This is a genomic window from Rhodococcus sp. G6(2025) (assembly GCF_058628105.1).
This window is the reverse complement of the sequence record NZ_CP179750.1, coordinates 6,630,411-6,643,289: the sequence shown is the minus strand read 5'-3', so window position 1 is coordinate 6,643,289 and position 12,879 is coordinate 6,630,411. Positions and strand designations below refer to the sequence as shown.

9 protein-coding genes are annotated in these 12,879 nt (G+C 67.7%); 4 read left to right on the top strand and 5 right to left on the bottom strand.

Annotated elements, in window-relative coordinates; translation table 11 throughout:
* Positions 1-112 precede the first annotated feature (112 nt).
* Positions 113-1,120 carry an NAD(P)H-dependent glycerol-3-phosphate dehydrogenase gene (locus ACLIVD_RS30805; RefSeq protein WP_317568226.1) on the bottom strand — a complete coding sequence of 336 codons (1,008 nt, stop codon included), beginning with the start codon at positions 1,118-1,120 and terminating at the stop codon, positions 113-115.
* 106 nt (positions 1,121-1,226) lie between these two features.
* Between ACLIVD_RS30805 and ACLIVD_RS30800 the strand changes: the two genes are divergently transcribed.
* Positions 1,227-1,895, top strand: a complete 669-nt coding sequence (locus ACLIVD_RS30800) for an Rv1157c family protein (protein ID WP_283333823.1) — start codon at positions 1,227-1,229, stop codon at positions 1,893-1,895.
* Between the two features lie 8 nt (positions 1,896-1,903).
* Here the strand turns inward: ACLIVD_RS30800 and ACLIVD_RS30795 are convergent, their stop codons facing one another.
* Positions 1,904-3,220, bottom strand: coding sequence for an HNH endonuclease (locus ACLIVD_RS30795; protein WP_491931158.1), 1,317 nt, complete (start codon positions 3,218-3,220; stop codon positions 1,904-1,906).
* Positions 3,221-3,341: 121 nt separating this feature from the next.
* On the opposite strand from ACLIVD_RS30795, the gene ACLIVD_RS30790 reads away from it, so the two are divergent.
* Complete coding sequence (locus ACLIVD_RS30790) at positions 3,342-4,568, top strand: hypothetical protein (protein ID WP_491931157.1); 1,227 nt, start codon at positions 3,342-3,344, stop codon at positions 4,566-4,568.
* A 146-nt stretch (positions 4,569-4,714) separates the two neighbouring features.
* Here ACLIVD_RS30790 and ACLIVD_RS30785 read toward each other — a convergent pair whose 3' ends face one another.
* Positions 4,715-5,551, bottom strand: a complete 837-nt coding sequence (locus tag ACLIVD_RS30785) for a class I SAM-dependent methyltransferase (RefSeq protein WP_280780454.1) — start codon at positions 5,549-5,551, stop codon at positions 4,715-4,717.
* A 103-nt stretch (positions 5,552-5,654) separates the two neighbouring features.
* Positions 5,655-8,357, bottom strand: coding sequence for a helix-turn-helix transcriptional regulator (locus ACLIVD_RS30780; protein ID WP_491931156.1), 2,703 nt, complete (start codon positions 8,355-8,357; stop codon positions 5,655-5,657).
* Positions 8,358-8,479: 122 nt separating this feature from the next.
* Between ACLIVD_RS30780 and ACLIVD_RS30775 the strand changes: the two genes are divergently transcribed.
* Together ACLIVD_RS30775 and ACLIVD_RS30770 are read left to right on the top strand one after the other, a co-directional pair.
* Positions 8,480-10,414 carry a 2-oxoacid:acceptor oxidoreductase subunit alpha gene (locus ACLIVD_RS30775; protein WP_491931155.1) on the top strand — a complete coding sequence of 645 codons (1,935 nt, stop codon included), beginning with the start codon at positions 8,480-8,482 and terminating at the stop codon, positions 10,412-10,414.
* 5 nt (positions 10,415-10,419) lie between these two features.
* Entirely contained in the window at positions 10,420-11,487 is a 1,068-nt protein-coding gene (locus ACLIVD_RS30770) for a 2-oxoacid:ferredoxin oxidoreductase subunit beta (RefSeq protein WP_283539899.1), read from the top strand.
* Here the strand turns inward: ACLIVD_RS30770 and ACLIVD_RS30765 are convergent.
* Positions 11,463-12,827 (bottom strand): MFS transporter, encoded by a 1,365-nt coding sequence (locus ACLIVD_RS30765; protein WP_491931154.1) that lies wholly within the window; start codon positions 12,825-12,827, stop codon positions 11,463-11,465. The two genes, ACLIVD_RS30770 and ACLIVD_RS30765, sit on opposite strands and share 25 nt — an antisense overlap.
* Between the last annotated feature and the right edge of the window lie 52 nt (positions 12,828-12,879).

Sequence of the window (12,879 nt, the reverse complement as noted above, 5' to 3'; positions counted from 1 at the left end):
TCCCCGCACGACGCTGCTTGCTGGGGTGCCTCCATTCAGGAGTCTGCCCCAGTTTTCTAGGAGATTGCTTAGAAACGTCTAGATAGTGCTACTGCCGGTTGCAGTCGTGCGGTCATGCCACCTCGTGCTCTCCGCCGGCAGCGACTTTCCGCAGGCCACGGTAGGCGCCTTCCGGCGTCTGCCGACCCGCGACCACCGCCTCGACCTCGGCGGCAATGGGCATCTCCACGTTGTAGTCGCGGGCCAGTTCCATCACGGTGGGGGCCGTCTTCACGCCCTCGGCCACCTGCCCCAACTTTGCGACCGCCTCGTCGACCGTCATGCCGCGGGCGATGTACTCGCCCACCCGCCGGTTACGCGAACTCGGGCTCATACAGGTGGCGATCAGGTCTCCGACCCCGGTGAGTCCCGCGAACGTCCGCGGGTTCGCGCCCATCGCCTCACCCAGCCGGGTCATCTCGGCCAACCCTCGCGCCAGGACCATCGCGCGCGTGTTGTCGCCGACATCCAGCCCGTCGGCCATTCCCGAGGCGATCGCCACGATGTTCTTCAGCACGCCACCGAGTTCGCAGCCCAGCACATCGGTGTTCCGGTACACCCGGAACACGGCGGACGCGAACAACGGCTGCAACGCGGTGGCCACCCGAACGTCCTGGGTGGCCACGACCGACGCGGCCGCCAGTCCGTCCACGATCTCCCGCGCAATATTCGGGCCCGCGAGAAGCCCGACCGGATGCCCGGGCAGGCACTCGGCGATCACCTCGGTGGGTCGCAGCCGTGTTCCCGGCTCCAGCCCCTTCGCCAGCGACAGCACCGGCACCCACGCCCGCACCTCGTTGGCGATCTGCGCGAGGGTGCTGCGGACCGCGTGCGACGGCACCCCAACCACGAGAACGTCGGCTTCATGGGCCGCTTCGACGATCTCGGCTGTGGAGCGCATGGAGTCGGGGAGCGGGCGGTCGCCGAGGTAGCGGGAGTTGCGGTGCTCGTTGTTGATCTCGTCGGCCGTATCCGAGTTCCGCGCCCACAGCAGGGTCGGTGTGTTGTGGGCGGCGAGACCTGCCACCGTCGTCCCCCACGAGCCGGCGCCGAGCACGACGACGCGTACCGGGCGGGCCATTACCGGTCACCCATCGAGTTGATGCTGTCCATGACCTCAAGCCTGGCACTTGCCGGGCGTTCACGAAGCTGATTCGGCAAGTCCCTGTGGCCGCTAGCATCCATTCATGCGTGGACGAATTGCAGGACTTGCGGCGTGTGTCGGTGTGCTCGTCTCCATGGCGGCCGGTGAAGCGCGCGCCGTGCCCCCGCCGCTCGGCGACGTGGCGGCAGTGCGAGCCGCCCTCCAATCGGCCGCCATGCCGATCAGCACCCGCACCGCGCAGTCGATCACGACCACCATCGAGCGCATCGCCGACGGTACACCGCGCTACAACTACTTCCCCCGATCGGTTCATCTCGTCGAGGGCACCGCCCAGCCGTTCCTGTACGACACCACCGCAGCCGACTGCCTCCCTGCCGGCTTCGGAGAGCAGAACGATTCGGTCGGTATCGCTCGCGCGATAGCAGGCCCCGCCGTCGACGAGAACCTTCCTGTCCCAGTCATTCCGCCGGGGAAGGTCAATGTCTTCTTCAGCGGGATGAACACGGCAATGTCGTCGCCACTGCAGGGCGACCTCGTCGAGGTCGCCTGGCTGAACCTCACCACCATGCAGTCGGGGCGAGCGCCGTTGTATCAGGAGCGGCCGGCCGACTACATCGTCACGCTGTCCAATACCCTCGAGACAGGCAGGGGCACAATCGTGTTCGTCGTCTTCGGGAGCATCCTCGACAACACCAGCCGGGCATTGCCGCCATGTGATTACGCCCCGGTGGTCGGCGTCGTCCAGGCGTGATCGCGCTGTCACGACGCACGCAGGCGTGCGATCAGTACCGCCTCGACCTCCGACTGTCGTGCCGCGGCCGGGAGCGGCGGGGCCGCCGATCGGTAGTGGTGCCCGGTCGGGGTGCCGAGGTCGAGGAGGTGGGTGCCGCCGGGCCTGCTCACGGGACGTGCTGTCCAACCCGGTGCTTCCTTCGCGTAGTTGCAGGCCTCGCAGAGCCCGGACCCGTTTCGCGCGGTGGTCTTACCCAATTTACTGCGTGAGCGGATGTGATCGTGATGCCGGATCGGCGCATCGCACCACGGAGTCCGGCACGTCCGATCCCGGAGGTCGATCAGCTTTCGCAGGCTCTTCGGGAACGTGCGCGACCGGGACTCCATCGCCGTCAACGCCCCCGACTGGGGGCACGAATACACCCGCTGCAACGACGTCTCGGTGCCACTATCGACGGCCTCGGCCACCAGTTGCCGGGCAATCCCCGCCGGCACCGGCCCGAACCCCTGCAACTGCGCGGCCTCGTGCCCACCGGCCAGCAAGGTCTCGTCCGAGAGCACCAGATTCACCGCCACCGGCACCCCCGCCGCCACCGACGCTCCGGTGCCGCGGTCGAACAACAGGTCCACCATCAGCTGATTGCGGGTCCGGCCGCCACTGTTCCCGGTCGCGATCAGACTGTCGGCATCCCGCCCCAACGTGGCCTGGAGGCACACTGCTTGCTCCACCGGCATCAACACACTGAGGTAGGCCATCGAATCCGGCGCCGGCCGTGTCGTGACCCGACGCTCGGACACCGCCTTGCGATGCCGGGCTACAACCGCCGCGGCGTCGAGTTCGACCGCCAACGCTTTCGCCCGCGCGATCAGCCCGCGGTCGCCGACCCCGTCGAGAGTGGCCGGGTCCGAACACAACCGACGGTCCACGATGCCCCGATCCGTCGCCGACAGGCACGCCGTCTCCCGCACCAACAACGTGGCACGCCATTCGTTCAACCGGCCCGACCGCAACATCGCCAGGGTGTGCGGCATCTCGTGCACCAACGCCCGCGCGAACCCGAGATGCCGACCACCACGGTTAGGGGATTCCCTGCGTGCCAACGCAATCTGCGAGGCAATGCCGCGGTCCCAGTCCGCCCGCGGCAACCCGGCAGCCTTGCGGTCCGCGCGGATAGACGTGGCGACGTCGTCGGTGATCACCGCCTGCGCCGCGCACCCGACCGACTTCAACGTCTCGATCGCGTCGAGCAGATCGATGCCCAATCCCGCATCGCCACTCGCCGCCTCGGCACATTGCAACCGCGCCGTGAACGCGCGCAATTCCTCGAGAAGTAATGCCCCCACAACCAACCTCCCCCAAGGTCATTCGAATACATGTTCGACTCTAGCAACCCGTTCCGGACCGGGCAATACCCAAGTTGCCGAATGGGTAACGTGTGCATGGTCGGGGTGGAGGGGGAGTGCGATGACCCAGCGGGTCGAGTCGAAATGGCGCAAGAGCATCTGGATGGACGTGACGGCGGTCGTGTCGGTGGTGGCGGTGGGGATCGTGGTCGCGGGCATGCTGAACGAGCCTGCCGAAGAATCGTCCGCCGACTCGCGCATCCCGGGCTGCGACGTCGTCGAGTCGCCCATGGAGCCGAGACGCTTCAGCGTCGCGTATTCCCCGTCACAGGACTACTACAACGCGAAGTACCCATGGTTTTCCGGTCCGAAGGCGACCGCGATGACGAACGCCGTCATCCAATCTCTGCCCGCCGATGTGGACGTGGTGTTCGCCAGTCCCGGCGAGTCGCTCGAGTTTCAGCCGATCGATGACATCGCACAATCGCAGTTGCCCGATGATGTCGACGCGGCACTGTTCAATGGGTCGACCAGTGCTCGGGGCTCGCTGGTCCGGGACGGACAGGTCGGCACGCTGACAGTCGATGTCCGCGCGTGGGATCGGCCGGTGCCGCCTTGCGTAGCCGGCGGATTGGACCGGCGCGAAATGCTACCGAACGGCACCGTGCTCGACTTGCAGGAAACGTGGGCCGAAAGCAACGGTGTGCGACACCTGAAGCGCGACGTAGTGGCGTACCTACCGGACGGAACCAGGGTCGTCGCCAGAGTCGACGACGGCGACTCGACGGAGCCGAACGCCCGAACCCGGCACGCCGGCCGCACCCCGCTGACCCTCGACGACCTCACTGCCATCGCGACGACGCCGGATTTGGCTGTCGCAGCCGGGGTTCCGCCGGGCACGTTGCCGCCGATGCGTGCGTGCAGTACCGAATCGAACGGGACGGGACCCGTGTTGACCCGGGGAGCCGTTGCCGACATCAATCGGGCACTCGATGAGCGGTGGTCCGGTGTGTCGAGCACCGACGTCTCCCTGGACCGTCCGATCGGTTCGCTGCGTCCGGGGGATTTCGGCAGAGACAACGTGTGCGAGGTGCTCACGACAACATCCGGGGGCGGCTCCGGTCGGCTCGAGATCGCGCTCCTGAGCGGTAGGGATACTCCGTCGCCTCACGAGCAACTTTGTCGGAACTCGACCGGGACAGGAAGTCCGAAACGCTGCAAGACGGTTCCGTCATCGTTCGCGCGGCCTACCCGTCGAACGGCGGTGCCTTCGTGTCGGTCACCCGGCCGTCCGGTGCGCAGGTCGTGGTCAGCGCGTCGGCGCCCGAAGCATCCGCGTCGCCGTTGACACTGGAGGAACTCGAGTTCATCGCCACCACACCGGGCGTCGTGCCGTGATCAGCAGCGACGCACCGGTCGTCGACGGTCAGACGACGAAGATCTGGTACGACGCTGCCGACCCGGGCGACGAGAGCGTGACAGTGGTCGACCTCGCTACCACTTCCGTGCGGTGAGGAGGAGGTACTCCCAGTTCATCACGGTGCTGCCGGTGCCGTGGTCGAAACGACGTGCGAGATCGGCGAGTTCGTGATCCAGCGCGGCGACGCGGGCGGGGTCGTCGGCGATGTTCCGGTACACGGCGATGGTCGGACCGTAGCGGGATTTGAAGTAGTCACGGAAGTCCTCGGGTGACCGGAATTGATCGATGCGCACGGTGTGCCGGGTTGCCACGATGTCGGTGACGCGATGGCCGAACAATGCCCGGACGTGTTCTTCACGACCCCACAGTGGCGGGGGCTGCGCGCCCGGAGGGGGCGGGGGTGCATACGGTTTCATCGTTGCGAACATCTGCCCGATGAAACCTTCGGGGGTCCAGCTGAGTAGGCCGATCGTTCCTCCCGGTCGGCAGACGCGGACGAGTTCGTCGGCGCTCGCCTGATGGTGCGGGGCGAACATGACGCCGACGCACGACAGCACGGTGTCGAACTCGTTGTCGGCGAACGGCATGGCCTCGGCGTCGGCTTCGCGCCACTCCACCTCGGCTCCGAGTTCGGCGGCACGGCGGCGTCCGGCGTCGAACAGTTCGGGGGTGAGGTCACCGGCGACGACGCTCGCGCCGGACAGCGCCGCGGGGATGGCCGCGTTGCCGGAGCCTGCCGCGACGTCGAGAACGCGGTCGCCGGGCCTGACCCGGCTGGCGCGGACCAGGGCGGGCCCGAGGCCGGCGATGATGTCGGTGGCCAGCGCGGGGTAGTCGCCGAGAGCCCACATGGCGCGGTGTTTGTTCTTCAGGTCGCGGTCGGCTTGCACTGCGTCGATCGTGTCATCCATCTCGGTACTCCGGTGGGTCGGCTGCATCGGTCGAGATCCAGCCTGGCCGGATGGTGGTGCCCCGAACAGGCACCCTCGGGGTAGGTTCCCGCCACCTCGGCTGTCAGTCCTGGTCGCGGAACTGCGCGGCGAGTTCGCTGCGCGAGCGGATGCCGAGCTTCGCGTAGACCCGTGTCAGGTGGTACTGCACGGTCTTGACGGACAGGAACAGTTCGCCCGCAGCCTCCTTGTTGCTGGCTCCGCCGGCGACGAGTTCGGTCACGGCCCGTTCCTGCGGAGTCAGTTCCTCGAGTGTGAACCGGCTGCGTTTGAGGTTGAGGCCGCCTGCCTTGAGTTCGCGGTCGCACCGCTGCACGTAGGAGGTGGCACCGAGCGCGAAATATCCCTCCCGGGCGGCCTGCATGACGGCGTCCGCTTCGCGCCGCTTGCCTGCCCGGCGCAAAGTCTGGCCGTACGCGAAGTTCACGCGTGCCCGATCGTAGGGGAGGGGAAGTGTGTCGAGGTGCGTCAACGCCGTCTCGAACACGTCCCGGGCGGCATCGATGTCGCCACGCGCGCCGGCGACGCGACCGCGGGCGTAACCGAGGCGAGCCATAGCCGACCGGTGCCCGCGCTCCACGGCGCGTTCCTCGTGCGGGATGAGGAACGCGTCCGCGTCGTCGACGCGACCGGCCATCACGAGAGCGTTCGCGTAGACGTCGGTCCATTGCCAGAAGCCGGGCTCGTCGATGCCCTCCCGCGGTTGCAGGCGGGTGAGAGGCTCGAGCGCCCTGATCACGGCGGCGTAGTCGGCCTGCACTTCGGCGCATTGGGCGCGGGCCAGGGAGGACGGAATGAACATCATCGGGTAGTCGTGCGAACTCGCCGCCGCGAGGCGGAGGTGCTCCTGCGCAGCGGGCCAGTTTCCGCGCAGCGCGTGTGTCTGCGCGCCGGTCCAGTGCACCAGGGGCCGGACGAGGTCGAGTGCGGCGTCCTCGAGTTGGTGTGCCGCGCGGTCGACCGTGGCGATGGCGCCGCTCCAGTCGCCGAGGGCGAATTGCGTTCGCGCCAGCCAGGCCTGCGCCCACAGCGAGATGCGGGTCGAGCCCATCCGGAAGGCCGTGGGGACGGCGCTCTCGAGTTCCTGACGCGCCGATTCGGGATCGTCCAGCGCCAGGTCGAGCCAACCCCTGGCCATGTCGAAGCGCTGGGACTGGGCACCGAGGGCGATCTTCGCGGACAGCGTGTCGTAGGCGGCCCGTGCCTCCACGATCTGACCCGTGGCGGCGAGTCCGAGTCCCATGATCGCCGCGGATTCGACGGCCGACGGATCGCCAGGATCGACGAGAGCTACGGCCCGGCCGGCCCATTCGACGAGGTCCGGTCCGTGCCAGCGGACGAGTGAGTCCAGGACGCGGCGCTGGCAGATCAGCGCGGCGGTGGCCGGATCTGTATCCGGGTCGCATGCGGTCCACGACTGGGTGAGCAGCAGATCGGCTTCCGCGGGTCGTCCCCGGAGGATGGCGAGGTAGCCGAGTACGGCGTCGCGTAACGGACTTTCGGGGAAGCTCTCGATCTCCGGCGCGAACGCCAGTGCCTGGGGAAGGTTGCTGGCACCGACGAGGGCGTCGACGGCCCGGATGAGGCGTTGTTCGCGTTCGCCGCGGTCCGCGGTGAGGCGGCTCGACTTGATCAATGCGTCCGCGACAGCCGACCACGCCCCGACGGTCGCCCGCTGCGCAGAGTAGGTGTCCAGTTCGTCCGCGAGCACCGGATCGGCGAACGGCGCCGCGGCGGCGCGATGGTCCAGTCGCCTGCCCTCGTCCTCGACGATCCGTGCGGCATGATCGTGCAGGTCACGCAGCCGGATGGGCCCGAGGCTGCGGTAGACGGCGGCCCGGGTCAGCGGCGACGGGAAGGTCAGCACGGTCACGCCGCGATGCTCACCGACGGTGAGGAGGCCCGCCCGGTGGATTTCGTCGAGCGCTTCCACCGGGTGCTCGATGCCCGCGAGCGCGGCGGCGTCGGCGAATCGAGGATTACCGGCGAGTACCGCCGCCGATTCGACGAGCGCCCGGGCAGGCGCCGAGCACCCCGACAGTTGTGACTGCACTTTCGCGGCGAACGTGCGGGGCACCGGGAGCACTGGCTGCCACTGGCTCCACGCGCTCGGGTCGACTTCCTGCAGAAGTTGCGTGAGGTGCCGTGGATTCCCCGCCGTGTGCTGAACGAGCTGGTGCGCCACCGGGGCCGGAAGGTCGAGATGCGCAAGGGTATTCGCAAGTCTTCGGGTGTCGGACGCATCGAGCGGACGGACCTGGATCCGATGCCGGCGATGCCGGTCGAGGAGGTCGAGGACTTCCGCGGGAACACCGTCGGGAGGTTCCGAGTTCGTGACGAGGACGATCATTGCCGGTCGGTCGAGCAGGTGCACGGCGGAGGTCAGCGCCTGCAGTGAGGCGAGGTCTGCCCAGTGCGCATCGTCGAGCACGAAGACGAACGGAACGTCACCAGCAGGCGGATCCACCGCAGCGACGAGTTCGCGGGCGACGTCGACGGGGTCCTCCGACGTCACGGCCGCCCCGAGGAGCTGTTCGGCGACGCCGAAGGGATGGCCGGACGCCCACGGGGCGCAGACCGCGGAGAACGCCGGCAGGTCGGGGTGTGCCGCGAGGAAGTGTTCCATCAGAGTGGTCTTGCCGATGCCCGGCACGCCTTCGACGACCACGACGGCGGGCGCGTTCTCGCGCGCCTCACGCAGGATCGACTCTAGTTCGGCGAGTTCGCGGGAACGCCCGACGAGCTCGATGTTCCCTGGGGCACTCACACCACTCACCGTATCGCGACGCCTGATTTCGGCGTGTTCCTGGCGAAAACTGGGAACGCTTGTACCGTGAGGTTAGAAGCTGCTGGTCAGAACGACTACGAGTCGAAGGATTCGGTGCATTCATGACGACGGAGGTTAACTCCACGAAGCTGGAGCGGGTGGCGATCCGCTTTGCCGGAGACTCCGGCGACGGCATGCAGTTGACCGGCGACCGGTTCACGTCGGAGGCGGCGGCGTTCGGCAACGACCTCGCCACCCAGCCCAACTTCCCCGCCGAGATCCGGGCGCCTCAGGGCACCCTCCCCGGTGTGTCGTCGTTCCAGATCCAGATCGCGGACTACGACATCCTCACCGCCGGCGACCGCCCGGACGTTCTGGTCGCCATGAACCCGGCGGCGTTGAAGGCGAACCTGGACGATCTGCCGCGGGGCGGCATGATCATCGTGAACACGGACGAGTTCACCAAGCGGAATCTCGCGAAGGTCGGATACGCCACGAGCCCCCTCGACGACGACTCCCTCGAGGACTACGTGTTGCATCCGGTGGCGATGTCGACGTTGACGGTCAGCGCGGTCGAACCCGCCGGACTGAGCCGGAAGGACGGCGAGCGGGCGAAGAACATGTTCGCGCTCGGACTGTTGTCGTGGATGTACAACCGTCCCACCCACAGCATCGAGCGGTTCCTGCAGACCAAGTTCGCAGCGAAGCCGCAGATCGCGGAGGGCAACCTGCTCGCGTTCAAGGCCGGATGGAATTACGGGGAGACGACGGAGAGTTTCGCGACCACCTACGAGGTGTCCGCGGCGACGCTCCCGTCGGCCACGTACCGCCAGGTCACCGGGAACACGGCCCTGGCCTACGGGGTGGTGACCGCGGGACGGCTGGCGTCGCGGGACGTCTTCCTCGGCACCTATCCGATCACCCCGGCATCGGACATCCTGCACGAGCTGAGCAAGCACCGGAATCTCGGCGTCACCACGTTCCAGGCGGAGGACGAGATCGCCGGAATCGGCGCGGCGCTGGGCGCGTCGATCGGGGGCGCGCTCGGCGTGACGAGCACGTCCGGACCCGGACTGGCGTTGAAGAGCGAAGCCATCGGGCTGGCGGTGATGACGGAGGTCCCGCTGCTCGTCATCGACGTCCAGCGTGGTGGCCCGTCCACCGGTCTCCCCACGAAGACCGAGCAGTCGGACCTGTTGCAGGCGATGTACGGACGCAACGGCGAGTCGCCGGTCGCGGTGATCGCACCGTGCTCACCCGCGGATTGTTTCGATGCTGCGGTCGAGGCCGCCCGGATCGCGTTCACGTACCGCACACCGGTGCTGTTGCTGTCGGACGGCGCCATCGCGAACGGCAGCGAACCGTGGGCCATCCCGGACGTGTCCGAAATGGACCGGATCGACCCCGGCTGCGACACGGCACCACCGGTGGACGGCGAGTTCGCACCGTACGCCCGCGACCGGGAGACGCTCGCCCGTGCCATGGCGATACCGGGAACGCCCGGGCTCGAACACCGCATCGGCGGACTCGAGAAGGCCGACGGCAGCGGCGACATCTCCTACGATCCCGCCAACCACGACCTCATGGTGCGGTTGCGCCAGGCCAAGATCGACGGAATCGCCGTTCCCGACGCGGTCGTCGACGACCCGTCGGGTGAGGCCGACCTGCTGCTCGTCGGGTGGGGCAGCTCGTACGGACCCATCGGCGAGGCCTGCCGGCGTGCTCGCCGTGAGGGCAAGAAGGTGGCCCACGTGCATGTGCGCAACCTCAATCCGCTGCCCGCCAATCTCGGTGCGGTGCTGCGCAGCTACGGGACCGTCGTCGCGCCGGAGATGAATCTGGGTCAGCTCGCGATGATTCTCCGTTCGAGGTTCCTCGTGGACGTGCACTCGGTGACCAAGGTGCGGGGGCTCGCCTTCCTCGGCGACGAACTGCACGAGGTGATCGATTCCGCGCTGGCCGGAACGTTGCGTGAGCACGAGCTCGCGAAGACCGCCGACGCGCTCGCGTCGGCTACCTACCGATCGACCGGACCCCGGCAGGAGGAATCGGTGTGACACGGATGATCAGTCGTGTCGGTGCGGATCTGGGCCTGAGCGCCACCGCGCACGTGCCGAGGACCGACGAACCGCAGAAGGCCAAGGACTTCACGTCGGACCAGGAGGTCCGTTGGTGTCCGGGGTGCGGCGATTACGTCATCCTCGCCACGATCCGAAGTTTCCTGCCGGAGTTGGGACTCCGACGCGAGAATCTGATGTTCGTCTCCGGTATCGGATGCTCGAGCCGGTTCCCGTACTACCTGGACACGTACGGCCTGCACTCGATCCACGGTCGTGCGCCTGCCATCGCGACGGGTCTCGCGGTGACGCGCCCCGACCTGTCGGTGTGGGTGGTGACCGGCGACGGCGACGCACTGTCGATCGGGGGCAACCATCTCATCCACGCCCTGCGGAGAAACGTCAACATGACGATCCTGTTGTTCAACAACAGGATCTACGGGCTGACCAAGGGGCAGTACTCGCCGACCTCGGAGGTCGGCAAGGTCACCAAGTCGACGCCGCTGGGTTCGGTGGACCACCCGTTCAACACGCTCTCCCTCGCGCTGGGAGCCGAGGCGACCTTCGCGGCCCGAGCCATGGACTCGGACCGCAAGGGGCTGACGGAGGTGCTGCGGCAGGCGGCGGCCCACCGCGGCACGTCGTTCGTGGAGATCTACCAGGACTGCCCGATCTTCAACGACGGCTCGTTCGACGTCCTACGCAAGGACGGTTCAGAGCAGCGCCTCATCCCGCTGACCCACGGAGAGCCGATCGTCTTCGGCGGAGCGGGCGAATTCTGCGTCGTCCGATCGGGTTTCGGTCTGAAGGTGGTCGCGACCGCAGACGTCGACCGGGACGACATCGTCGTGCACGACGCCCACACCGACGACCCCGACTACGCGTACGCACTGTCGAGGCTCTCGGACCAGGACCTCACCCACACCGTGACCGGTGTGTTCCGCAGCGTCACGCGGGATACGTACGACGACATGGTGCGCCTGCAGAACGAGATCGCGCGGGAGAAGGACCCGGTCGACGACGGCTCGCTGCAGCGTCTGCTGACCGGTCACGACACCTGGACGGTGGAGTAGGCGGCTTCGCCGGTGCCCGCCACCTCGGCGCGGGTGACCCGTGCGCGCGGAACGAAGAACGTCACGATCCCGCCCAGGACGGCGATGCCCGCGAAGACGTAGAACGCCACCTGGCTGCTGATGCCGGCGCTGATCAGTGCTCCACCGATCAGTGGGCCGAAGATGCCGCCCAGCCGGCCGAATCCGGCACACCACGCCACCCCGGCGCCGCGTGCGGACGTCGAGTAGTAGTTGGAGACGAAGCCGTAGATCAGGACCTGGGTGCCGATGGTGCCGACTCCGGCGACCGCGACGGACGCGAGCAGCACCGGCAGCGGGAAGCCGAGCGTCAGGAGGATCAGGGCGAGTGCGGCGAGACCGAATGTCGTGGCGACGACGCGTTGCGGTCCGATGCCGTCGGCGACCTTGGAGGCGATCAGCCCGCCGAGGATCGCGCCGCCGTTGAGTACGAGCAGGAACGACAGCGAACCCTTCGCGTTGAAACCGGCGTCCTCCATGATCTTCGGAAGCCACGTGTTGAGTCCGTACGTGAGCAGGAGGCCGGAGAAGCTCATCATTCCGAGAAGTGCAGTGCCCCAGGCATAACGGCGCGTCGCGAGTGCGGCGAAGCCGACCTTCTCGACCGAGGCCCGTTCCGCGGCGATCTCGTCGGCGCCGGGCATCGGGATGCCCGTGCGCTCGGAGATTCGGCGGGCCTTGTCCTCGTGCCCGCGGGCGACGAGCCACTTCGGCGACTCGGGCAGTTTCACGAGCGCCAGCGGCAGCAGGATCACGATGGGCAGTGCGCCGATACAGAAGAGGCCGCGCCAGCCGATCGTGTCGCGCAGGACGATAGCGAGGAGGGAGGCGAGCACCCCGCCGGCGGGGACGCCGCTGTAGACGATGGCGTTGTACAGGTTCCGCTTTCCGGGAGGTGCGAACTCCGCCACCATCGCACCGGCGGTGGCGACGAGGCCACCGACCCCGATGCCGGTGAAGAATCGCAGCAGGCCGAACATGGTGACGTTGGTGGCCAACGCGGCGAGCCCCATTCCGATGGAGAACCACGCGATGTTGACGAGCATCATCCGCCGCCGGCCCAGGTAGTCGCCCACAGCGCCGGCGGTGAGTGCGCCCACCATGACACCGATGAGCGCGTACGAGCCCAATGCACCGGCCTGCTGCGCGGAGATCTCGCCGAGCTGGCCGGGATCGTTCATCAACGTCGGGAGGATGGTGCCGTACACGACCAGGTCGTAGCCGTCGAAGATGATCGCGATCGTGGCGATCGCGACGACCCACGTGACGGCACTACGGTGTCTCGGACTCGCCCAGGTATCGGGGGTGGTGGATGGGTTCATGGTGATCTCCGCTCGGTGGGTGTGACGGGGAACCGTTTCGAGATCTGTGGGC

Excerpts from the sequence above, each read along its gene's own strand:
- ACLIVD_RS30805 (WP_317568226.1), bottom strand. The coding sequence starts at position 1,120 with ATGGCCCGCCCGGTACGCGTCGTCGTGCTCGGCGCCGGCTCGTGGGGG.
- ACLIVD_RS30800 (WP_283333823.1), top strand. The coding sequence starts at position 1,227 with ATGCGTGGACGAATTGCAGGACTTGCGGCGTGTGTCGGTGTGCTCGTC.
- ACLIVD_RS30790 (WP_491931157.1), top strand. The coding sequence starts at position 3,342 with ATGACCCAGCGGGTCGAGTCGAAATGGCGCAAGAGCATCTGGATGGAC.
- ACLIVD_RS30785 (WP_280780454.1), bottom strand. The coding sequence starts at position 5,551 with ATGGATGACACGATCGACGCAGTGCAAGCCGACCGCGACCTGAAGAAC.
- ACLIVD_RS30775 (WP_491931155.1), top strand. The coding sequence starts at position 8,480 with ATGACGACGGAGGTTAACTCCACGAAGCTGGAGCGGGTGGCGATCCGC.
- ACLIVD_RS30770 (WP_283539899.1), top strand. The coding sequence starts at position 10,420 with ATGATCAGTCGTGTCGGTGCGGATCTGGGCCTGAGCGCCACCGCGCAC.
- ACLIVD_RS30765 (WP_491931154.1), bottom strand. The coding sequence starts at position 12,827 with ATGAACCCATCCACCACCCCCGATACCTGGGCGAGTCCGAGACACCGT.